Here is a 21,238-nt window from a genome sequence, read left to right as displayed (position 1 = left end):
TCTTTAGATGTTTCCGGGCGGGGCCGCCGTTCGGCGGCGTGTTTTTGACGACATGCCCGTGACCTTCACCAAGTCCGTCATCCTGACGAAAGTCAGGACCCAGAGTAACAAGCGTCGTCCTTTGTAACCCTGGGTCCTGACTTTCGTCAGGATGACGGGGAGTGGCGGGCTAAGCGGGGGGACCGTCTCGCCCGTCATCCCCGCGGAGGCGGGGGTCCATATCTTCGAAACAGCCGTAATTTACCGCGAGGCCAGCCAATATGGGTTCCCGCCTCCGCGGGAATGACGCTGGGACTAGTCGACACGTATCAACCAGCCTCTCTGACGGGATTAAAATTGAGCGCCGTGCTGCTATGGTCTAGAGCGCGCGCTTCCTTGTGATACCGGAATTGCCATGACGCTCTACGCCCGTTTCGCCGCGCATATCGATGCGGCGCTCGACACGCTGACCGCGGCGGGGACGCTGCCGACGGGGCTCGACCGCAAGAACGTGACGGTCGAGCCGCCGCGCGACACGAGCCACGGCGATCTCGCGACCAACGCCGCGATGGTGCTGGCCAAGCCCGCCAAGACCAATCCGCGCGTGCTCGCCGATGCGCTGGTCGCCGAGCTGTCGAAGCTTGAGGACGTCGCGTCGGCGAGCGTCGCCGGGCCGGGCTTCATCAACATGAAGCTGACCGACGACGCTTGGCGCGCCGAACTCGCGGCGATCCCCGAGGCGGGCGCCGATTACGGCCGGTCGACGCAAGGCGCGGGGATTACCGTCAACATCGAGTATGTCTCGGCCAACCCGACCGGACCGATGCACATGGGGCATTGCCGTGGTGCAGTGGTCGGCGATGCACTGGCCAGCCTGCTCGAATTCGCCGGGCACCGGGTGATCCGCGAATATTACGTCAACGACGCCGGCGGCCAGGTCGACGTGCTCGCGCGCTCGGTCCACCTGCGCTACCGCGAGGCGCTCGGCGAGACCGTCGAGATTCCCGAGGGTCTGTATCCCGGCGACTATCTCGTCCCCGTCGGCCAGTCGCTCGCGAAGGAGTTCGGCGACCGCTACGTCGGCGCGCCCGAGGGCGAATGGCTTGCCACCTTCCGCACCCAGGCCGTCGCCGCGATGATGGTGATGATCCGCGCCGATCTCGCGCTGCTCGGGATCGAACACGAGGTGTTCTCGTCAGAAGCCGAGCTTCAAGCCGCAAAGAAGCCCGAAGCGGCCGAGGCGGAGCTGCGGTCGCGCGATCTTGTCTATGACGGTGTGCTCGAAGCGCCGAAGGGCGAGACGCCGGACGATTGGGAGCCGGTCGAGCTGCCGCTGTTCCGCTCGACGCAGTTCGGCGACGACCAGGATCGCCCGATCAAGAAGTCGAACGGATCGTGGACTTATTTCGGCGCCGATCTCGCCTATCATTTCCAGAAGAGCCAGAGCGCCGACCAGCTGATCGACATCTGGGGCGCGGATCATGGCGGCACCGTGAAGCGGATCGTCGCGGCGGTGGCGGCGCTGACCGGCGGCAAGACGCGGTTCGACGTGAAGCTGGTCCAGATGGTCCGGCTGCTGCGCAACGGCGAGCCGGTGAAGATGTCGAAGCGCTCGGGCAATTTCGTCACGCTGGCCGACGTCGTGCGCGAGGTCGGCAAGGACGTCGTACGCTTCACGATGCTGACGCGGCGGTCCGATGCACAGATGGATTTCGACTTTGCCAAGGTGGTCGAGGCATCGAAGGACAACCCGGTTTTCTACGTCCAGTACGCGCATGCCCGCATCGCATCCCTCCATCGGCGCGCGGAAGAGGCGGAAATTACGCCGATTGCGGCCGATTTGTCCCGGCTTGATACGGACGAACTTGCGCTCGTGCAGCTCGCGGCGCAGTTTCCACGGCTCGTCGAGATCGCCTCCACGGCGCGCGAGCCACATAGAATCGCGTTCTATCTCTATGACTTGGCGGCGGCGTTCCATGCGCTGTGGAATGTCGGCAACGACCGTCCCGATCGCCGTTTCCTGGTGATCGAGGATCCGCAGGCCACCGCCGCACGGCTTTTCTTGGCATCCGCTATAGGGCAGATTATTCATAATGGCCTCGCCATCATGGGTGTCGAAGCGGTTTCGGAGATGAAGTGATGGCCGAAGACATGGATCTGCGCGAGGAAGACCGGCTCCCCTGGCTCGAAACCGTCGAGCCGGACGAGCAGGATACGGTCGGCATCGGCCGCGTGATCGCGCTGGTCGTACTCGGCCTGGCGGTGCTCGCGGCGATCATCTTCGGCATCTACAAGCTGCAACAGCGCACACCTACGGGCGAGGGCCAGCTGATCGCCGCGCAGGAGGGCGATTACAAGGTCAAGCCCGACGACGCCGGCGGTCTGAAGGTCAAGGGCGAGGGCGACTCGGCAATCGCGACGAGCGCGGGCAAATCGGGCAATGGCGCGATCGACCTGCGCGGCGTGCCGGAAGTGCCCGTCGACGGCAAGCGTGCGGTGGCGGCCAAGACCTCCGACGCGGCAGGTCGCAACGCCGTCGCACAAGTGCCGGCCTCGAGCGGCCGTCTGGTCGCTGCCGCACCGATGGCGCCGTCACGCTCGGGCAACGCGAATGCGGCGACGGGTGGCTCGCTGGTTCAGCTCGGCGCCTATCCGAGCGAGGCCGTCGCGAACGCGGCTTGGACGAATTTCTCGAAGCGCTTTTCGTATATCGCGGCACTCGGCAACTCGGTCCAGCCGGTCGCGACGGGCGGACGCACCTTGTATCGCCTGCGCGTGAATGCCGGGAGTGCGAACCAGGCGGCGGACATCTGTGGTCGGTTGCGCGTTGCCGGCGAGACGTGCTTCGTAGCAAGTTGATCGAGGCGGTGGGGCCGCATATCGTGCGGTCCCACCGATAAAGCCGGATTACACAGCGGTCCACACGACCTTCAACAGCACTGGCCGCTGCGTCCGCACGCTACCTTAGAGCTTGTCGCCTCGATCCGGGACCGGTGTCCCCAAATCTAGCTGCGAGGTCTAGCGGCGGTGCTTTCCACCGTATTTCCGTCCGATGTAATCACCGATTTGCGCAACTTCGGCTGCGGCGGCGCGGGCACCGTTCATCTGGCAGGGCAGCGGGTCGCTGGCGTGATCGCTGGCACGGCGACTCACTGTGTCGCAAAGCTCCTCAATATCCGCGCGGGACAGGACGTTCTTTTCGCGCAACAGGCAAATCAGGCTTTGCAAGATGACCAGATTTTTGTCGTCGGGATCAGTTTGGAGGTCTGGGTACGTTGCCATTAGGGGTCTCCTCTCACGGTAAACCGAGGATATGCCGAATGGGCCAACAAGCAAGCTGTAAGATCTACGCTGGGTAAATCCCCTGCCACCAGAGGTCGAAGGCCTGGTTCTGTGCTGTGCTCATCCTCAGTCCAATTTTGCTGCGGCGCATTAATGCATCTTCGGGTATCCTCGCCCATTCGCGATCGTGCATCCAGCGTGCCTCGATCTCCGTCAGGCCATTACCAAGGTCTGCACCGAGTCCTGCGGCGTCGGTGACGTCCGCCAGCATCTGGTCGAGCAACGCGCCATACGCACGTGCCATCCGCGCGCTGCGGGCATCGCCGAGGAACGGCCACCGGGCTCGGACCTGCGCGAGGTAGATAGGAAAAGGCGGGATTGCCCCGCCAGGGAAAGGCCGGCTCCGGGTCATAGGACGGACCGCTTCGCCAAGCGCTGGCGCGATCTTTTCCATGGCTTCCTCGGCAAGATGGCGCGCGGTCGTGATCTTACCGCCGAACACCGACAGCAAGGGCGCTGCGCCGGTGTCGCCAAGGGTATCGAGTTCGAGGACATAGTCGCGCGTTACGGCCTTCGCCTCGCTCGCACCGTCATCGTATAGCGGCCGCACGCCGGACCAGGTCGAGGTGACGTCGGCGGGGGTGATCTGACGGATGAAATGCTGGTTCGCAGCGTCGCAGAGATACGCGATCTCGCCCGCGTCGGTCACCGCGTCCTCCGGGCGATCGACAGGGATGTCGGTCGTCCCGATTTCGGTTTGGCCCTGATACGGGATCGCGAAGACGATGCGGCGGTCGGCGAGCTGCAGGATATAGGCGTGGTCGCCCTCGTACAGCTTGGGCACGACGATGTGGCTGCCCTTGACCAGCCGGACGCCAGCGCTGGCGTTGATCCCGAGCCGCCCGAGTAGGTCTGCGACCCACGGCCCGGCGGCGTTGACCAGCGCGCGGGCGGTGACGTCGCGATCGTCCGACAGCTTTGCGCGCCAAAGTGCGCCGTCGCGGCGTGCGGTGACGAGTTCGGTGCGAACTGCGATTTCGGCGCCGTTGTCGTGCGCGTCCACCGCGTTCAATACCGTGAGCCGGGAATCGTCGACGAACGCATCGGAATAGACGAAGCCGCGCGCGCCGTTCTTGAGGGGGGCGGTATAGGCGGTGTCGCTCTTGCGCAGGCCACGGGACCGCTTCAGCGTCATCCGGCCGCCGAGCCAATCGTAGAGGTACAGGCCGAGCCGGACCATCCACCAGGGGCGCACCGCGTTCTCGTGCGGCAGGACGAAGCGCATCGGGCGGATGATGTGCGGCGCGGCCTTCACCAGGCGTTCGCGTTCGCGCAGTGCCTCGGCGACCAGCTTGAAGTCGTAATATTCGAGGTAGCGCAGGCCGCCATGGATCAGCTTGGTCGATGCGGACGAGGTTGCGCCGGCGAGGTCGCCTTTCTCCACCAGCAGCACCGACAGGCCGTTCAGCGCAGCCTCGCGGGCGATCGCGGCGCCGTTGATCCCGCCGCCGACGATCAGAAGGTCGTAACTTTGCGTCATGCGAGCAGCTTAGCCGTTTGGTAATGGCGGGCCTACCGCCTATCTCTAGCCCATGTACAAACCAAAAGCCGGTCTTCCGACGCGCGAGCAGATCCTTGACTTCATCGCCAATTCCGACGTGCCCGCGGGCAAGCGCGAGATCGCCAAGGGCTTCGGGCTCAGCGCGCAGGACAAGATCGGGCTAAAGGCGCTGTTGAAGGACATGGCCGACGAGGGGCTGATCGACAGCGCCCCCGGTCGCGCGTTCCACAAGATGGGTGGCATCCCTAAGGTGACGGTGCTGCGGATCGCGGACGTCGATGACGGCGGCAATGTCTGGGCGGTGCCCGAGCGCTGGGAGGCCGAGGGCATCCCGCCGCCGCGGTTGCGCGTGCGCGAGCGGAAACGTGGGGCGCTCGGGGTTGGCGAGCGGATCTTGGCGCGGACCGAGGAAGCTGGAAACGGCTGGATCGCGCATCCGATGAAGGTGCTCGCGCCTGCCTCCGAACAGGTGCTCGGCGTGTTGCGCGAAGAGGCCGGGCGGTTGTGGCTGACGGGGGTCGACAAGCGCGAGCGGCGCGAATTCGCGGTGGCGGATGCGGGCGGCGCGGCGCCGGGTGATCTCGTATTGGCGGAACTCACGGGCAAGCCGCCGAAGATCGCCGCGCGCGTCGTGTCGAAGCTGGGCGATCCGTTTGCGGCGCGCAGCTTCTCGCTGATCGCGATCCACAAGCTCGGCATTCCGGACGTGTTCTCGCAAGAGGCACTCGACGAGGCTGAGCGGGTTTCGAAGTTGCCGCTGGGGGAGGGGCGCGAGGACCTGCGCGACCTGCCGATCGTCGCGATCGACCCTGAGGATGCGCGCGATCACGACGATGCGGTGTGGGCGGAGGCCGATGACGATCCTGCGAACGCTGGCGGATGGAAGGCGATCGTCGCGATCGCCGATGTCAGCTTCTACGTGCGGCCCAAGTCCGAGGTCGACCGCGAGGCGCGGCGGCGCGGGAACTCGGTGTATTTCCCCGATCGCGTCGTGCCAATGTTGCCCGAGATCCTGTCGGCGGAGGTGTGTTCGCTGAAGGAAGGCGCGGATCGTGCCGCGCTCGCGTGCCATTTGCGGATCGGCAAGGATGGTTCGCTCAAATCTTGGCGCTTTACGCGCGCGGTGGTGCGGATCGCGGCGAACCTGGCGTATGAAGAGGCGCAGGCGATCATCGACGGGATGGCCTCGAACGATGCCCTCCTGTCCGACGGATCTATCTCGTCCGACAGCCCCAGCCCGTCACCCCAGCGAAAGCTGGGGTCTCCCTCCACAGAGGACGCCCTCGCGGAAGGAAATCCCAGCTTTCGCTGGAATGACGGCCGGGTAGATGACGGGCGTGTGGTTGCATCGCTCGTCCCCCTCTGGGCCTGCTGGCATGCGCTCGCGAAGGCGCGTGACGCGCGGGCGCCGCTCGATCTCGACCTCCCCGAGCGCCGTGTCGTGCTCGACGAGAAGGGCCGGATCATGTCCGTATCGCCGCGCGAACGGCTCGACGCACACCGGTTGATCGAGGATTACATGATCGCTGCCAACGTCGCCGCCGCCAAGGCGCTGGAGGCGAAGAAGGCGCCGGTGATGTACCGAATCCACGAGCCGCCGAGCCGCGAGAAGTTGGCGGCGCTGAAGGAATATCTCGAGACGTTCGACGTGCCGTTCGCGCTCGGGCAGGTCGTGCGGCCAGCAACGTTCAACCACATCATCGAGCGGATCGGCGATGCGGACTTCCGTCCGCAGGTAATGGAGCAGATCCTTCGCACGCAGACCCAGGCCTATTACGCGCCCGGCAATCACGGGCATTTCGGGCTGAGCCTCGGCAGTTACGCGCACTTCACCTCGCCGATCCGGCGCTATGCCGATCTGCTCGTCCATCGCTCGCTGGTGTCCGCTTACGGCCTCGGCGAGGGCGGGTTGCCGGCGGACGACGCGGTGAACATGGAGTCGGTCGGAGAGATCATCAGCCGGCTCGAACGCCGCGCAATGGAGGCGGAGCGCGACACCACCGATCGCTATGTCGCGGCGTTCCTCTCCGAGCGCGTCGGCCAGGTGATGGACGTACGGATCACCGGCGTGACCAATTTCGGCTTCTTCGCGACGGTCGAGGGGATCGGCGGCGACGGCCTGATGCCGGTGCGCGATCTGGGCGGCGAGTATTTCCGCTTCGACGAGGGCGCGCGGACGCTGACCGGCGAGCATAGCGGCGACGTCTTCGCGCAGGGCCAGACGCTGGAACTGCGGTTGGCGGAGGCAAACCCGGTGTCGGGGGCGCTACGCTTTGAGATGCCCGAGGGGAAGGGGGCCGCCCCTCCCATGCGCGGCGGACGCAAGCCGGTGCGCGAGATCAAGCGGCGGGGGCGTCCGGCGAACATCCGCCATCAGGGCAAGCGGCGTTAGGATTTGCGCAAACACCCCGCGGTATGCGACGTCTTACCCGGGGGGGAGACAAGTATGTGGGGACTTAGGTCAGGCCGGTCGCGGCGGCGGATCGTCAATGATTTCGTCGCAGCGAAGGCCACGACGGCTGCGCGCGCGATTGCCTATGAAGCGGCTGACCCGCGGACGTTTCGACGCTTGTGCGGCTATGGCGCGATCGTCGACGACGGCGCGGGGCGCTATCATCTCGATGCAGGCAGGCTCGGCGCGTTTCGCGGTGCGGTGCGCAAGCGGGCCGCAGCGATTGCGGCGACGTCGGGCCTAGTCGCCAGTGCCGCTGCCGCAGCGACGGTGTTCGTGCTAGCCGAGTGACGCTGGTTTCGTGAGTGTGCAATGGTCAGCGGCTGGATTTTTCCGCAGCCGGCGGGTTTCTGAACTGATTGTTTCCCCGCGAAGGCGGGGATCCAGACTGGGCTCCCGCCTTCGCGGGAGAAAAAAGGGTCGCTGTTGCGAGATTGCGATCTCGCTTCACATCATCCGACCGTGAAGCTCAGTCCTGCCTTCGCCACCAGCCGATCGCGCAGTTTTGCCCCCATCAACGCGCCCGGCGTCCAGATACCGCCATCGCCCTGCACGTCCTGCACGAGGCACAGCGCGGCCTCCGCGATCATCTTGCTGGTCGAGCCATAGCCGGGATCGCGATCGCCGGTGACGACCGTATCGATCCGCTTCCCATCGGGCATGATACCGACGAACAGCAGGTCGTAATGCCCGGCATCGCGCTCTTCCTTCGATGGCCCTTCGCCGAGCTTCGGCCCCTTGTCGCTCGAGAACGGATTGAACTTCGCGATCGCCTCCGCCGCGACCTTGCCGAGATCGCCGAGCCCTGCGACCATCATCTCGTCATAGACGAAGTCCGCGCCATACGCCTCGCCGAGCAGGAAATTGGTGCGATGGACGTTCTTGGTATTGATTGGCGCCATGACGAACGGCGCGACCCAGGCCGAGATGGTCGTGTCGTATTCGGGGATCAGCCCGGTCGACTGATGCGGGCCGCTGAAACCGGGGGTGAGCGCGAACGGGCTGGTCAGCAGCTTGACGATGCCGGGATCGCGCGCGGCGGCGGCGAGCGTCGCCTTGAGGCTAGCCGCGGTGCCGCCCGAGAACGTCCCCTGCATTTTCCGCACGCGACCTTTCACGCGGGGCGCTGGGATGCCGTATTTTGTCTTCGCGGCGTCCTGCAACGTCAGCACGCCGAGATCGAACGGGATGCTGTCGAACCCGCACGAGAACACGATCCGTGCGCCGGTTCGCGTGGCTTCGCCCTCATGCGCGTCGATCATGTGGCGCATCCAGGCGGGCTCGCCGCAGAGGTCGACATAGCCGGTGCCGGTCGCGGCGCAGGCGGCGACGAGGTCCGAGCCGTACAGCTGGTACGGACCGACCGTCGAGATGACGACGGTGGCGCGCTCCGCCATTGCACGAAGGCTGGCGGGATCGTCCGAGTCGGCGGTGATGAGCGCCGTATCGGCGGGTGCACCTATCAGGTTGCGGACTTCCTGGAGCTTCGCCAGCGAGCGGCCTGCCATCGCCCAGCGGACGCCGGTCGGGTACGTTTGGACGAGATATTCGGCAACCAGCCGTCCGGTGAACCCGGTCGCGCCGTACACGATGATGTCGAAGTCACGCATGTCCGTCTCCTGTTTCGCCGAGTTTGCGCGCGTGGGCGCGACGTCGCAAGCTAAACACCGTCGTCGGCGTGGCTCGCCATCGGCCCGCCGATCTGCCAGCATCGGCAGATGGCATCCGATCGCAAAACCGTCGCGTTCATCGTCGACCAGCTCGCCGCGGCGGGGGAGGTCTCCGCAAAGCCGATGTTCGGCGAATACGGGCTCTATTGCGATGGCAAGATGGTCGGCTTGATCTGCGACGACCAGCTGTTCGTGAAGCCGACTCCGGGAGGGCGGGCGTTTGCGGGAGCAATCGACGAAGGTGCGCCCTATCCGGGCGCGAAGCCGTGCCTGCTGATAGATGCGGATCGCTGGGACGATGCCGACTGGCTGGCCGACCTCGTCCGCATCTCAGCCGCGGAATTGCCTGTGCCGAAGCCGAAGAAGGCGAAGGCCAAGAAGGGCTAGGACGCTCGGCGTTTTGTTTAGACCCGGCAAGCCGGCACGGTACTATAGCACCGAGATATTCTGGTTTGCGGAGCGGACATCGGAGCAAGCATGTTTCCCCGCGAAGGCGGGGATCCAGACTGGGCTCCCGCATTTGCGGGAGAACAGGGAAGAGCGGACTGTCGTTCGAACGATGTCCGTGACGGAACGGTTTTACCGTAGCGTCTGATCAAGCCGCTAAATCTCGATCGCCCCTATGCCGCCTCGTTGAACTGCAGGCTCGCCAGTCGCGCGTAGAGTCCGCTGTTGGTCATCAGCGATCCGTGCGAGCCTTCCTCGACGATCTGGCCGTCGGTCATCACGATGATCCGCTCGGCTGCGCGCACGGTGGCTAGGCGGTGTGCGATGACCAGCGTGGTGCGGTTCGCCATCAGCCGTTCGAGCGCTTCCTGCACCAGCCGCTCGCTCTCGGCATCGAGCGCACTCGTGGCCTCGTCGAGCAGCAGGATCGGCGCATCGCGGAGGAGCGCGCGGGCGATCGTGACGCGCTGGCGCTGGCCGCCAGACAGCCGTGCGCCGCCTTCGCCGAGGAACGTCTCCAACCCCTCAGGCAGTTTGCGCAGAAACTCGGCGGCGTTGGCGGCTTCGGCGGCGGCCCAGAGCTGGTCGTCGGTTGCGGACCAGTCGCCGTAACGCAGATTGTCGCGGGCCGACGCGCCGAAGATGATCGTCTCCTGCGGCACCATTGCGATCCGCGCGCGGACCTCCGCCGGGTCGGCGTCGCGCAGATCGATCCCGTCGAGCGTCACGCGGCCGGCGTCTGGATCGTAGAAGCGCTGGACCAACTGAAACAACGTGGTCTTGCCCGCACCCGAGGGACCGACGACCGCGACCGTCTCGCCCGGCTTCACGTCGAGCGAGAAGCCGTTGAGTGCGGCGACGTCGCGGCGTGTCGGATAGTGGAACTGCACATTCTCGAACGCGAGCGCGCCACGGGGCGGCTGAGGTAGCGCGGCCGGGTTGGCGGGTGCGGCGATCTCGGGCTTTTCGCGGAGCAGTTCGGATAGCCGCCCGGCGGCACCGGCACCGCGCAACAAATCGCCATAGACCTCGGTCAAAGCGCCGAACGCGCCTGCGACGATGCCGCCCGTCAGCACGAACGCGGCGATCGCACCGCCGCTGATCCGCCCTGCCGCGACGTCGATAGCCCCTTCCCACAGGACGAGCGTGATCGAGCCGAACACGAGCCCGATCACGATCGCGGTCATCACGGCACGCAACAGGATCCGCGCCCGTGCCGCGGCAAACGTCGCGGCAACCGCGTCCGAGAAGCGGATCGCCTCGCGGTCCTCCTGGCCGAATGCCTGGACCACTTTCATCGCGCCGAGCGTCTCGGTGGCGATCGAACCGACATCGGCGACACGGTCCTGCGAGGTGCGCGAGTAATTGCGGACGCGTTTGCCGAGCAGCGCGATCGGCAGGATGATCAGCGGGATGCCGATCATCAGCATGCCCGCGAGCTTGGGCGAGATCGCGAACAGGTAGATCAGCCCGCCGATGCCGGTGAAAGTGTTGCGCAGCGCGATCGACACCGTGCTGCCGACGACCTGCTCGATCAGCGCGGTGTCCGAGGTGAGGCGCGAGGCGATCTCGGACGGGCGGTTCTCCTCGAAGAAGCGCGGCGTCAGGCGGAGCAGATGGCGTTGCACGTTGGTGCGAATGTCCGCGACGACGCGCTCGCCGAGCCACGAGACGTAATAGAAGCGCACCGCGGTCGCGAGTGCGAGCACGACGACGATCATCAGCAGATAGTGGAACGAGTTGGCGACCGATCCGCCCTCGCCGGGGCCAAAGCCGCGATCGATCACGCGCTTGAACCCGTACGGGATGCCGATCGTGGCGGCCGACGTCGTTAGCAATGCGAGCCCGGCGAAGGCGATTTGGCGTGGATAATTCGCGGCGTGACGCCACACCATCGCGAGATCGCCGATCCGGCGGGACGTCTTTTCTTCGGGTATCGGCTTGGCCATGCGCGGGACCTAGCAGTGGCGGGGGTGGCGCTCAACGACAACCGGGCGATCGGGCGTGAGATCCGCTGGGGCCGTCCTTGGAATGCCGCATTGCGCCGCAGCGGATTTGCGTTACCACTTCGGCAGCCCATATTAGGGCAAAGGATACCGCATGCTCTACGATGCTTACGAATTCCAACGATCGATGTTGTCGGGCGCCAGCAAAATGGCGAGTTTCGGTGCGGAAATGCTCAGTCATCCGGCAAACCCGTTCTCCTATTTGGGCGGTGGTGCAGTCATCGGATCGGCGTTGGAGGTGTTCGCACACGCGAATGCGACTCGCGGAAAGCCTGCCTTCGGGCTCGACTCGACGACGATCGACGGCCGCGAGGTCGCGGTACGCGAGGAGATCGTACTGCGGAAGGATTTCGGGCAGCTGAAGCGCTTCGTGCGGGAGGGTGTCGAGGGCGGTCCGAAGCTGCTGATTGTCGCGCCGATGTCGGGGCATTACGCGACTCTGCTGCGCGGCACGGTCGAGCGGATGCTGCCGTTTGCGGACGTCTACATCACCGACTGGCGTGATGCGCGCAGCGTGCCGGTGTCGGCGGGGCGTTTCGATCTCGACGACTATATCGATTATCTGATCGCGTTTCTCGAGCAGATCGGTCCGAACGAGGGGCAGGGGGGCACGCACATGCTCGCGGTCTGTCAGCCTTCGGTGCCGTGTTATGCGACCGTTGCGCTTATGAGTGCGGATAATAATCCGTGTCGACCGAAGACGCTGACGATGATGGGCGGTCCGGTGGATACGCGTGAGGCGCCGACCGCGGTCAACACGCTGGCAACCGAGCGGCCGCACGCGTGGTTCGAGCAGAACGTCATTGCGACGGTGCCGGGTAATTATCCGGGTGCAGGGCGGAAGGTGTATCCGGGGTTCCTGCAACTTGCCGGCTTCATGTCGATGAACCTTGGCAACCACATGGTTTCGCATTGGGAGATGTATAAGCACCTCGTCCAGGGCGACGGCGCGAGCGCATCGCAGAGCCAGGATTTCTACGAGGAATACCGCTCGGTCTGCGATATGACCGCGGAATTCTACCTCCAGACGATCGATGTGGTGTTCCAGAACCATGCCTTGCCGCGGGGGATCATGACGCATCGCGGGCGGCTGGTCGATCCGGCGGCGATCACGGACATCGGGCTGCTCGCGGTCGAGGGGGAGCGTGATGATATCTCGGGATTGGGGCAGACCAAGGCTGCGCTGACGCTGGCGACCGCGTTACCTGACGACAAGAAGCGCTATTTGATGGCTGAGGGTGCCGGCCATTACGGGATCTTCAATGGATCGCGCTGGCGGGATAAGATTGCGCCGGCGGTGGAGGAGTTCATCACCGCGAATGGGTAGGGCTTTTAGTCTGTTTCAATAGTCCGTCACCCCAGCGAAAGCTGGGGTCTCCTCGTTGGTTTGCGTTGAGTCTCAAACCGGGAGATCCCAGCTTTCGCTGGGATGACGGAGGGGAGGGGGCGGTAGTTTTACACCCCCTCCCCGCCGGTCTTATGCGATCGAGTTCACCACTGCGTGGCTGCTCGATTCGTCCGACTGGATCGTGCCGCCGAACAGCATCTTGAGGCGGCCGCCGATCGAGATGTCGGTTTCCCAGAGCTCAGCGCTGTCGATGTCGAAGCGCAGCAGCGTGAGGTTCGGGTCTTCCTTGCCGCCCGGAAACCACGCCTCGACCTGGTTGTTCCAGAGCTTGTCGATCTGCGTGCGGTCGTTCGAGGTCGAGACGTCGCCGGACATGCAGGCGAAGAAATCATGACCCTTGCCGACGAACTGCGCCATTGCCGCGCCGCCCTTGGCGATACGATTGTCGCGGCCGGCGAAGAAGAACAGCGTGTTGGGCTGATCGTCGTCGATCTGCGCGGTCATCGGCTCGGAATGCTGGCTTCCCGAATGCTGGCCATCGTGCAGGCCGATCATCACGAACGGACTGGCCTTCAGCTTGTCGATGAACTTCGCTGCGACTTCCTGTGGGGTATCCTTGTCGGCCATCGTCATTCTCCTAGTGGCTTGGATTGCCTGTGAGAACGGGTGGGGCGGAGGTTGGTTGCGCGGAGCGGTCGAGTCGACACACGTGATGCCGCTTGGAGAAAGCGCGTGCGAAGCGCCAAGGTGACGACGGCAGCAGTTCTGCTGCCGAACACGAAAGGATCGAGAATGTCTCTTGTCGATCTGTGTCTGATACTAGGCGTGCTCTTTGCCTTCGCGACCTTGGTCGTGAAGATCATCGAAGTGGCACGTAGAGGATAAGCACACGGGTGGGGCTCGATCTAGCAGTCGGGTCCCAAACGTATTGAGCCCCAGCCGCTAGCACGACCGGGGCTCACACAGAAAGGCGAGAATGTCCTTCGCCAAAGACTAAATATCCCTTCAGCGGATATCTTTCAAGTTCACAGTACTTCGAACAACCCGGCTGCGCCCATGCCGCCGCCGACGCACATCGTGACGACGACATACTTCGCGCCGCGACGCTTGCCTTCGATCAGCGCGTGGCCGGTCGCGCGCGCGCCGGTCATGCCGTAGGGGTGGCCGATCGAGATCGCGCCGCCGCTGACGTTGAGCAGCTCGTCGGGGATGCCGAGATGGTCGCGGCAGTAGAGTACCTGCACCGCGAACGCCTCGTTCAGTTCCCACAGGCCGACATCGTCCATCTTCAGGCCGAAGCGCTTCAGCAGCTTGGGGATCGCCACGACCGGGCCGATGCCCATCTCGTCGGGCTCGGTGCCGCCGACCGCCATGCCGACATAGCGACCGAGCGGCTGGAGACCGCGCTGGGAGGCGATCTTTTCTTCCATCAGCACCGACGACGACGAGCCGTCCGACAGCTGCGACGCGTTGCCCGCGGTGATCGTGAAGTCGGGGCCCATTACGGCTTTGAGCGACTGGAGACCCTCCAGTGTGGTGTCGGCGCGGTTGCCCTCGTCCTTGGTGATCGTCACGTCCTTGTACGTGACTTCCTTGGTCGCCTTGTCGACGATGGCCATGTTGGCGTCGACGGGGATGATCTCCGCGTCGAAATAGCCGGCGGCCTGCGCGGCGGCGGTGCGCTGCTGCGACTGGAGCGCGTAGGCGTCCATCGCGTCGCGGCTGATGCCGTAGCGCTTGGCGACGACTTCGGCGGTCTGCAGCATCGGCATGTAGACGTCCTTGTGCATCGCGATCAGCTGGGGATCGGGCGCGACGCGCATCTGCGGGGTCTGGACGAGGCTGATGCTCTCGACGCCGCCGCCGATCGTGATTTCCATGTTGTCGGTGATGATCTGCTTGGCGGCGGTGGCGATCGCCATCAGGCCCGACGCGCACTGGCGGTCGACCGACATGCCCGAGACGGTCACCGGCAGCCCGGCGCGGAGCAGCGAGGTGCGGGCGATGTTGCCGGCCTGGTGACCCTGCTGGAGCGCGCAGCCGAAGACGACGTCGTCGACTTCGGCGCCGTCGATGCCGGCACGCTCGACCGCGGCCTTGATCGAATGCGCCGCCAAAGTGGGGGCGGGGGTGTTGTTGAAGCCGCCGCGATAGGCGCGGCCGATGGGCGTGCGGGCGGTGGAAACGATGACGGCTGAACGCATGAGGTGGCTCCTAAGGGATTTGCCCGTCACCCCAGCGAAAGCTGGGGTCTTCCAGTTGGTGAGCGACGTGGCTCCAACGGGGAGATACCAGCGTGCGCTGGTATGACGACTTTGGTTGATGGGGTCTGGTTGCTGGTGATTAAACGAAGACCTGGCTGATCCATTCGGCGATCAGCGCGGGCTTTTCCTGGCCTTCGATCTCGACGGAGAAGGCGTTGGTCTGCTGCCACTGGCCGGGGCGCTTTTCGTCGAACGAGAGTAGCTTGAACCGGCCGCGGACCTTCGAGCCGGAGCGGACGGGGGTCAGGAAGCGGACCGAGTTGCCGCCGTAATTGACGCCCATCTTGGCACCCTCGATGGTCGGCGCATCGGGCACCTTCGACGACAATAGCGGCATCAGCGACAGCGTCAGGAAGCCGTGCGCGATCGTGCCGCCGAACGGGGTCTGCGCCGCACGTGCAGGATCGATATGGATGAACTGGTGGTCGCCCGTCGCGTCGGCGAACTTGTCGATCATGGCCTGCGTCACCTCGACCCAGTCGGAGACGGTTTCCGTGCCGATACGGGCCTGCATCTGGGCGGTGGTGATCGTTGCCACGGGGTTCCTCTCTGGTTGGCGCTGAACGCTAGTGCGTCTCTAAACGCGTCAGCAAGGCTCCTGCAAGCCTCGACCAACCTAAAAGTGGAAAAACCCGTATCTGCTAAGACGCAGGTGCGAACCCGATATTCTAAACTTCAGCGCGCGCCGGCCCACCTTCGGGATACGGCATGACCACCGAGCCATCCGGCGCCGCCATCATGTTGACCTGGGTCGGGAAGGCGATCTCGATTTTTTCGTCGTTGAAGCGCTTCAGGATCGCGATGCCGACCGCGGTGCGGCCGTCGTAGAAGCTCGCATAATCCGGACCCTTGCTGTCGAACTGGACCTCGAAATCAAGGCTCGATGCGCCGAAGCCGGTGAAGCCGGCGCGGGTGAAGATCTTGTCGTTGGCTTCGACGATCTCCTTCAGCATCGCGGGGATACGCGAACAGACTTCGGGGGGCGTCGAATAGGTGACGCCGATGAGGAACTTCGCGCGGCGGTGGTTGCGTTGCGTGTTGTTGAGGATCTCCTTGTTGAGGAGGTTCTTGTTCGAGATCACGCGCTCCTCGCCGTCGATCCCGCGGATGCGCGTCGATTTGAGGCCGATCGCCTCGACGCTGCCCGATGCGGTGTCGTAGCTGATCGAGTCGCCGCGGCGGAACGGGCGGTCGAAGATGATCGCTAGCGCGGCGAACAGGTCGGCGAAGATGCCCTGCGCCGCTAAGCCGATCGCGATGCCGCCGACGCCGAGACCAGCCACCAGGCCAGTGACGTTGACGCCGAGATTGTCGAGCACCACCACCAGCGCGACCGCGAACACCACGAACGTGACGAGCAGGCGGATCAGGCCCATCGCCGATAGCAGGGCTTCACCCGAATAATGCTCGGACTGCGTGCGGTGTTCGATCGCGCCGAGGATGATCTCGCGGACCCAGACGGCGGCCTGCATGACGGCGGCGACGGTGAAGAGGAAGTCGATCGTCTTCGATACCTCGCCGGGGGCGGCGGAATAGCCGGAGACGAGTTTCGCGGCGAGCATGACGATGAAGAAATTGCCGGTCCGTGCGATCGCCTTGCCGACGACCAGCCCCCAGCCGTTCAGCGCGCGCGGCCGTTCGCAGAGCTTGCTGCCGAAGCGGCGCGCGGTGTGGAGGACGAGGACGATGACCGCACCGATCCCGAATGCGATCAGGATCTGGAGCCAATAGGCCTGGACCCAGGCGATGCTGGCGGTGACGAAGCCCTGGGCGTGATCGCCAACGTCGCTTGCGTCGAAGATCGGTTGCTTGGCGGCGGCAGTGGTATTGGTCATGGAGATACTCGTCAGGCCGCTTTTGCGATCGTTGCAACGGCGGGCGTGCCGGTTTCGAGGAAGGTGATCAGGCCACATTCCTCGCGGCTCATGTAGCGCTTGGCGCGGGGGAGGCGGAGGGCCTTGCGGAAGGTCGACTGGCCGGTCTTTACCAGCGCGATGAGCGACGGGTGAACATAACTTTTCCGCGCAATCGCGTGGGTGTTGCCGAGGCGGGCGACGACGGGTTCGAGCATCGCCTTGAGGCTGAGGTCGCGTTCGGCCGAGGCTAGCGCCTCGAACGCGGCGACGCTGGCGGCCCAGGTGCGGAAGTTCTTGGCGGTGAAGTCGGTGCCGGTGACGTCGCGGATGTAGCAGTTGACGTCGGTCGAGGTGACCGGGTGCGCGACGCCCGCGTCGTCGAGCCATGCGAACAGATGCTGTTCGTCGAGGTCCTGGCATTTTTTGACGAAGCTGCTGAGCGAGCGGTCGGTGATCCTGAGCGTCCGCATCTTGCCGGACTTGCCCTTGTACTGAAGCTTGAGCGTTGCGCCCTTCACCTCGCCGTGGCGCTTGCGCAACGTGGTCGCGCCGAAGCTCTCGTTCGCTTCGGCATAGGCTTCGTTGCCGATGCGGATATGGCCGCCGTCGAGCAGGCGGATGACGGCGGCGACCGCGCGTTCGCGGGTCAGCGAGCGTTTGCGCAGGTCGGCTTCGACCGCCTTGCGGATCTTGGGGAGGGCGTGGCCGAAATCGGCGCAACGCTCGTATTTGGCGGCTTCCTGCGCTTCACGGAAGCCGGCGTGATACCGGTATTGCTTGCGGCCCTTCTCGTCCCAGCCGATCGCCTGGATATGGCCATTGGGCTTGGGGCAGAACCACGCGTCGCCGTAAGCGGGGGGCAGGCCGATCGCGTTCAGCCGGTCGATCTCGTCGCGGTCGGTGATGCGCTCGCCCCTGGTATCCCAATAGCCCCAGCCGTTCCGCATCTTCTTGCGGGTGATGCCGGGCTTGGAGTCGTCGGAATACACGATCTTGGTGGGCAATGCGCTGGTCCTTCCGGTCTCGAAATGTTCGGGGGGACGCATCGTTCCGGAACGACCCGCGCGACGCGGGGTTGAGGGGGCACGGGATTTCACTGGAGACATGACATGACCGATCTTTCCCAAGCTCGCGTATTGATGCTCGCTGCCGATGGTTTCGAGACCGTCGAACTGTTCGAACCGAGGAAGGCGCTGGAGGCGGCGGGCGCGAAGGTGCAGCTTGCCTCGATCAAGATGGACCCCATTCAGGGCATGAAGGGCGACATCAACAAGGCCGAGACCGCGACGCCCGACCTGACGCTCGACGAGGTCGATACCGACGATTACGACGCGCTGGTGCTGCCGGGCGGCGTCGCCAACCCGGACACGATGCGCCAGCAGGAGCGCGCGATCGAGATCATCACCGAGTTCATGGAGGACGGCAAGATCATCGCCGCGATCTGCCATGCGCCGTGGCTGCTGGCCGAGGCGGACGTGATCGACGGTCGTCGCGTGACGAGCTTCCCGTCGATCCGGACGGACCTGGAGAATGCGGGCGCGGATGTGGTGGACGAGGAGGTCGTGGTCGACGGCAATTTGATCACCAGCCGCAAGCCGGACGATATCCCCGCGTTCAACAAGGCAATCATCGCGGCGCTGGAGGAAGAGCTGGCCGACGAGCCGGTCGACTGAGCTGTTCCCCTTCCGCTTGCTGGAGGGGTTAGGGGAGGGGAACGGGCGCTGACCTTTACGGCCGCCCCTCCCCCTATCCCTCCCGCGGGCGGGAGGGGAGCCCGTTGAGCCAGCGTTGGGCGGGGCGTTCTATCAGGTGATAGAGCGCTATCGAGGCCAGCAGGACCATCGCGAGGTACAGCGCGATCTTGGCGGGCGACACGGCGGTCGCGTCGTTGACGAAGGCGAGCTTGAACGCTTTCCACAGGATGAAGTGGCTGAGATAGGTCGCGTAGCTGATCTCGCCGAGATAATGGACCAAGCCCGTCTCGAACGGATTGTGATCCCGCCCCGCAGTCAGTGCGAGCAGCAGGAGCGCGACGGCGAAGAGCGCAGGGACGACCAGCGTTTCCGGTGCGCCGATGCGCCACAGCGCGACCAGCACCAAGATTGCTACCGCGGCGTATATCGGTGCCAGCGTACCCCTCCACCGTAGCCATAACGCGCAGACGATGCTGCCGGTGGTAAACTCGACCAGACAGCGCAGCAGGCCGTAGCGCGGAATGTCGATGCCCAGCGTGGGGGCGCCCATCGCCAGATACAGGCCGATCAGCAGCACAGCCGCGATCGACAGCAGCGCGAGGCTTGGCAGACGTCGCCAGTCGACCGCTATCACCAGCACCGGAAACAGCAGATACGCCCCCAGCTCCGCGCTGATCGACCAGGCGGGATCGTTCCAGGCGAGATGATGCGTGAAGCCCCAGTTCTGCAGTAGGAGAATGTGCAGCGGCAGTTCGGGGAACACGAATTGCGGATCGCTACGGCCGGTTGCGCGCAACATTAGTGCCAAGGCGACCGCACTGCCGAGTGTTACCAGATGCAGCGGCCAGATCCGGGCGATGCGCTTTTGCAGGAAGCGGGGGATACTCGTCATGCCGCCGGTACGGATACGGCCGGACCATGTCAGCCAGATCACGAACCCGGACAGCAGGAAGAAGAAGTCGACCGCGAGATAGCCCTTGGCGAAGAAGTCGCGCAGGCCCGTCGGCAAACCCGCGATCGACAGGCGGATGTGGTAGAACACGACGAACCACGCCGCGATCCCGCGCACGCCGGTCAGTGCGCGGAGTTCGTGCACCGGAGCGCGATCCGTCACGCCGGAGATGGCGCGGCACTGCGGCGCATCGGCCGGAACGACTGTTCGCTCCGCTTGCGCGCGAGATACGTGTCGAGGCCGATCTGGGCGCCGATCAGCATATAGATGAACGGCTGGAACGCGATCGCGATGAACGCCGCGCCGAGCAGGTAGACGATGTGACCGCTCTGAAGTGCCGCGGCGAGCGGTCCGGCCCAGGCGAACTCGCCGTCCGGATCGCGGTAGCGGCGGCGCACGATTTCCATGCGGACGATGCCGATGAGGTTGATCGCGAGCCACAAAGCGAGGCCGGGATAGCCCTGTTCGCCGAGCATCTCGAAATACGCACTGTGATAGGCGCGCGCCTTGTCGACCTCGACCTTGGGTGCTTCGGCGGCTCCTGGTGTCGTCTTCAGATCGTAGCGAATGCGGTTGCCTAGATACGCGTTGAAGCCACCGCCGAACGGATGCGTCTTCGCGTATTCGATCGTCCATTGCCACACCGCGAGCCGCGTCGAGGCGGATTCGTCGGCGTCATAGGTCTTGATGGTGTTCATCCGGCTGGTGAAGGTCGACGGCAGGAACGGGATCGCCGCCACCCCCAGCACGCCGAGCATCGCCAGATACGCGACCTTGCGCTTCACGTTGCGGATCGACAGCAGCGCGAGCAGGCCGATGCAGAGCAACCCGGTGCGCGTCGAAGTGCCGACCGGGATCAGCAGGCACGCGAACACTAGCGCGAGACAGTAGCTCTTCACGCGCCAGTCGGGCTTGAAGATCGTGCCGTGGTGCATGAACCAGATGATGATCGGAACGATCGCGATCGCCACCGCGCTGATCGTGCTGCCCTCGTAGAGCCCGCTATTGTTGTCGACCATCAGGTTTAGCTGACCGTAGCCGCCGCCGCCGCTCGCGATCGTCTTGATGCCGCCGACGACGATGATCGACGACGCCGCGAGGATCATGAACAGCAACAGCGCCTCGATCCGGACGCGCGTCCGCAGCGTCAATGGGAGGAAGGCGGCGAAGGCGAGCGCCTTCCACACCCAGTCCCATTTCTCCTTGGCCTCGGCGGGGAAATCGGCGGCGATCGTCGTACCCCAGCAATAGAGCAGCAGCAGCACGATCAGCACCTGTCGCCCACCGATCCGCGTATCGCGCTTGTTGTCCGCGACCATCCAGCCACCGACCGCCAGTGCGACCGCGATCAGCGAGATCGGCACGCTGTTGAGCAGGAGATAGGTCAGCCGCTGAGGCGAGACGATGTCGATATAGACATAGACGAGCACGAGCAGGAACGGCCGCTTGAAGCCCATCGCGAAGAACGCGAGCAGGAAGGCGATGAACGCGAGATCACGCATCGGGGCGGGGTTTCTCGGTCGGAGAGGGGCGCTTGGGCGTGTCGTGCGGGCTCGGCTCGCGGTCGAGGCCCGGGCGCTTGAGCAGCAGGAACGCGGCGAGCATCATCAGCCCGTGGCTGAGGCCGAGCGCGAGATTGTCGATCATGGGTCCGGCCTCCTTCCCCGAGGGCTTGCGAGTGTCGTGCGTAGCCATAGTCGGTTGACGCGCCGTTAAGCGATCTGTGG

Annotated in this window: 19 protein-coding genes; 7 read left to right on the top strand and 12 right to left on the bottom strand. The window is 64.8% G+C overall.

Translation table 11 applies throughout. The annotated features are described in order from the left end of the window. Positions 1 to 394: 394 nt before the first annotated feature. Positions 395 to 2,119 (top strand): arginine--tRNA ligase, encoded by a 1,725-nt coding sequence (argS, locus tag U1737_RS16005; RefSeq protein WP_332797452.1) that lies wholly within the window; start codon positions 395 to 397, stop codon positions 2,117 to 2,119. After that, entirely contained in the window at positions 2,119 to 2,838 is a 720-nt protein-coding gene (locus U1737_RS16000; RefSeq protein ID WP_332797451.1) for an SPOR domain-containing protein, read from the top strand. The genes argS and U1737_RS16000 overlap by 1 nt, the downstream gene beginning before the upstream one ends. 159 nt (positions 2,839 to 2,997) lie before the next feature. Here the strand turns inward: U1737_RS16000 and U1737_RS15995 are convergent, their stop codons facing one another. Together U1737_RS15995 and glpD are read right to left on the bottom strand one after the other, a co-directional pair. Beyond that, complete coding sequence (locus tag U1737_RS15995; protein ID WP_332797450.1) at positions 2,998 to 3,261, bottom strand: hypothetical protein; 264 nt, start codon at positions 3,259 to 3,261, stop codon at positions 2,998 to 3,000. Positions 3,262 to 3,325: 64 nt separating this feature from the next. Then, positions 3,326 to 4,801 (bottom strand): glycerol-3-phosphate dehydrogenase, encoded by a 1,476-nt coding sequence (gene glpD / locus U1737_RS15990; protein ID WP_332797449.1) that lies wholly within the window; start codon positions 4,799 to 4,801, stop codon positions 3,326 to 3,328. Between the two features lie 52 nt (positions 4,802 to 4,853). On the opposite strand from glpD, the gene U1737_RS15985 reads away from it, so the two are divergent. Together U1737_RS15985 and U1737_RS15980 are read left to right on the top strand one after the other, a co-directional pair. Then, entirely contained in the window at positions 4,854 to 7,214 is a 2,361-nt protein-coding gene (locus U1737_RS15985; protein WP_332797448.1) for a ribonuclease R family protein, read from the top strand. 54 nt (positions 7,215 to 7,268) lie between these two features. Beyond that, positions 7,269 to 7,565 carry a hypothetical protein gene (locus U1737_RS15980; protein WP_332797447.1) on the top strand — a complete coding sequence of 99 codons (297 nt, stop codon included), beginning with the start codon at positions 7,269 to 7,271 and terminating at the stop codon, positions 7,563 to 7,565. 161 nt (positions 7,566 to 7,726) lie between these two features. Here U1737_RS15980 and U1737_RS15975 read toward each other — a convergent pair whose 3' ends face one another. Continuing rightward, on the bottom strand, positions 7,727 to 8,884 hold the full coding sequence (locus U1737_RS15975; protein WP_332797446.1) for a saccharopine dehydrogenase family protein: 1,158 nt from the start codon (positions 8,882 to 8,884) through the stop codon (positions 7,727 to 7,729). Between the two features lie 108 nt (positions 8,885 to 8,992). On the opposite strand from U1737_RS15975, the gene U1737_RS15970 reads away from it, so the two are divergent. After that, entirely contained in the window at positions 8,993 to 9,331 is a 339-nt protein-coding gene (locus tag U1737_RS15970; protein WP_332797445.1) for a TfoX/Sxy family protein, read from the top strand. A 233-nt stretch (positions 9,332 to 9,564) separates the two neighbouring features. Here U1737_RS15970 and U1737_RS15965 read toward each other — a convergent pair whose 3' ends face one another. Continuing rightward, positions 9,565 to 11,340 (bottom strand): ABC transporter transmembrane domain-containing protein, encoded by a 1,776-nt coding sequence (locus U1737_RS15965; protein ID WP_332797444.1) that lies wholly within the window; start codon positions 11,338 to 11,340, stop codon positions 9,565 to 9,567. 151 nt (positions 11,341 to 11,491) lie between these two features. On the opposite strand from U1737_RS15965, the gene U1737_RS15960 reads away from it, so the two are divergent. Next, complete coding sequence (locus U1737_RS15960) at positions 11,492 to 12,724, top strand: polyhydroxyalkanoate depolymerase (protein ID WP_332797443.1); 1,233 nt, start codon at positions 11,492 to 11,494, stop codon at positions 12,722 to 12,724. 150 nt (positions 12,725 to 12,874) lie between these two features. On the opposite strand, the gene U1737_RS15955 is transcribed toward U1737_RS15960, so the two are convergent. The 5 genes from U1737_RS15955 to U1737_RS15935 all read right to left on the bottom strand — a co-directional run bounded on the left by U1737_RS15955 (position 12,875) and on the right by U1737_RS15935 (position 17,911). After that, positions 12,875 to 13,372, bottom strand: a complete 498-nt coding sequence (locus U1737_RS15955; protein ID WP_132738710.1) for a pyridoxamine 5'-phosphate oxidase family protein — start codon at positions 13,370 to 13,372, stop codon at positions 12,875 to 12,877. A gap of 398 nt (positions 13,373 to 13,770) precedes the next feature. Beyond that, complete coding sequence (locus U1737_RS15950) at positions 13,771 to 14,949, bottom strand: acetyl-CoA C-acyltransferase (RefSeq protein WP_248521329.1); 1,179 nt, start codon at positions 14,947 to 14,949, stop codon at positions 13,771 to 13,773. A 139-nt stretch (positions 14,950 to 15,088) separates the two neighbouring features. Beyond that, complete coding sequence (locus tag U1737_RS15945) at positions 15,089 to 15,523, bottom strand: MaoC family dehydratase (RefSeq protein ID WP_248521501.1); 435 nt, start codon at positions 15,521 to 15,523, stop codon at positions 15,089 to 15,091. A gap of 154 nt (positions 15,524 to 15,677) precedes the next feature. After that, on the bottom strand, positions 15,678 to 16,844 hold the full coding sequence (locus U1737_RS15940) for a mechanosensitive ion channel family protein (protein ID WP_332797441.1): 1,167 nt from the start codon (positions 16,842 to 16,844) through the stop codon (positions 15,678 to 15,680). An 11-nt stretch (positions 16,845 to 16,855) separates the two neighbouring features. Continuing rightward, the gene (locus tag U1737_RS15935) at positions 16,856 to 17,911 is read right to left on the bottom strand and encodes a DNA topoisomerase IB (protein ID WP_503676867.1); all 1,056 of its coding nucleotides are present in this window, start codon (positions 17,909 to 17,911) and stop codon (positions 16,856 to 16,858) included. Positions 17,912 to 17,974: 63 nt separating this feature from the next. On the opposite strand from U1737_RS15935, the gene U1737_RS15930 reads away from it, so the two are divergent. Then, positions 17,975 to 18,538, top strand: coding sequence for a type 1 glutamine amidotransferase domain-containing protein (locus U1737_RS15930; protein ID WP_332797440.1), 564 nt, complete (start codon positions 17,975 to 17,977; stop codon positions 18,536 to 18,538). Between the two features lie 73 nt (positions 18,539 to 18,611). On the opposite strand, the gene U1737_RS15925 is transcribed toward U1737_RS15930, so the two are convergent. The 3 genes from U1737_RS15925 to U1737_RS15915 are packed head-to-tail and all read right to left on the bottom strand — an operon-like array spanning position 18,612 to position 21,158. Then, positions 18,612 to 19,655: an acyltransferase family protein gene (locus U1737_RS15925; RefSeq protein ID WP_332797439.1), complete on the bottom strand. Its 1,044-nt coding sequence runs from the start codon at positions 19,653 to 19,655 to the stop codon at positions 18,612 to 18,614. Positions 19,656 to 19,669: 14 nt separating this feature from the next. Next, positions 19,670 to 21,013, bottom strand: a complete 1,344-nt coding sequence (locus U1737_RS15920) for a putative O-glycosylation ligase, exosortase A system-associated (protein ID WP_332797438.1) — start codon at positions 21,011 to 21,013, stop codon at positions 19,670 to 19,672. Then, on the bottom strand, positions 21,006 to 21,158 hold the full coding sequence (locus U1737_RS15915; protein ID WP_332797437.1) for a hypothetical protein: 153 nt from the start codon (positions 21,156 to 21,158) through the stop codon (positions 21,006 to 21,008). Before U1737_RS15915 ends, U1737_RS15920 begins: the two co-directional genes overlap by 8 nt. Between the last annotated feature and the right edge of the window lie 80 nt (positions 21,159 to 21,238).

Source organism: Sphingomonas fucosidasi, from assembly GCF_036663855.1.
In the GTDB taxonomy this organism is placed as follows: domain Bacteria; phylum Pseudomonadota; class Alphaproteobacteria; order Sphingomonadales; family Sphingomonadaceae; genus Sphingomonas; species Sphingomonas faeni_B.
The sequence above is the reverse complement of the archived record's forward strand: the minus strand, read 5'-3'. Positions and strand labels throughout refer to the sequence as shown.

Coding starts and splice junctions, on each gene's coding strand:
- argS (WP_332797452.1), top strand. CDS start 395: ATGACGCTCTACGCCCGTTTCGCCGCGCATATCGATGCGGCGCTCGAC.
- U1737_RS16000 (WP_332797451.1), top strand. CDS start 2,119: ATGGCCGAAGACATGGATCTGCGCGAGGAAGACCGGCTCCCCTGGCTC.
- U1737_RS15995 (WP_332797450.1), bottom strand. CDS start 3,261: ATGGCAACGTACCCAGACCTCCAAACTGATCCCGACGACAAAAATCTG.
- glpD (WP_332797449.1), bottom strand. CDS start 4,801: ATGACGCAAAGTTACGACCTTCTGATCGTCGGCGGCGGGATCAACGGC.
- U1737_RS15985 (WP_332797448.1), top strand. CDS start 4,854: ATGTACAAACCAAAAGCCGGTCTTCCGACGCGCGAGCAGATCCTTGAC.
- U1737_RS15980 (WP_332797447.1), top strand. CDS start 7,269: ATGTGGGGACTTAGGTCAGGCCGGTCGCGGCGGCGGATCGTCAATGAT.
- U1737_RS15975 (WP_332797446.1), bottom strand. CDS start 8,884: ATGCGTGACTTCGACATCATCGTGTACGGCGCGACCGGGTTCACCGGA.
- U1737_RS15970 (WP_332797445.1), top strand. CDS start 8,993: ATGGCATCCGATCGCAAAACCGTCGCGTTCATCGTCGACCAGCTCGCC.
- U1737_RS15965 (WP_332797444.1), bottom strand. CDS start 11,340: ATGGCCAAGCCGATACCCGAAGAAAAGACGTCCCGCCGGATCGGCGAT.
- U1737_RS15960 (WP_332797443.1), top strand. CDS start 11,492: ATGCTCTACGATGCTTACGAATTCCAACGATCGATGTTGTCGGGCGCC.
- U1737_RS15955 (WP_132738710.1), bottom strand. CDS start 13,372: ATGGCCGACAAGGATACCCCACAGGAAGTCGCAGCGAAGTTCATCGAC.
- U1737_RS15950 (WP_248521329.1), bottom strand. CDS start 14,949: ATGCGTTCAGCCGTCATCGTTTCCACCGCCCGCACGCCCATCGGCCGC.
- U1737_RS15945 (WP_248521501.1), bottom strand. CDS start 15,523: ATGCAGGCCCGTATCGGCACGGAAACCGTCTCCGACTGGGTCGAGGTG.
- U1737_RS15940 (WP_332797441.1), bottom strand. CDS start 16,844: ATGACCAATACCACTGCCGCCGCCAAGCAACCGATCTTCGACGCAAGC.
- U1737_RS15935 (WP_503676867.1), bottom strand. CDS start 17,911: ATGCGTCCCCCCGAACATTTCGAGACCGGAAGGACCAGCGCATTGCCC.
- U1737_RS15930 (WP_332797440.1), top strand. CDS start 17,975: ATGACCGATCTTTCCCAAGCTCGCGTATTGATGCTCGCTGCCGATGGT.
- U1737_RS15920 (WP_332797438.1), bottom strand. CDS start 21,013: ATGCGTGATCTCGCGTTCATCGCCTTCCTGCTCGCGTTCTTCGCGATG.
- U1737_RS15915 (WP_332797437.1), bottom strand. CDS start 21,158: ATGATCGACAATCTCGCGCTCGGCCTCAGCCACGGGCTGATGATGCTC.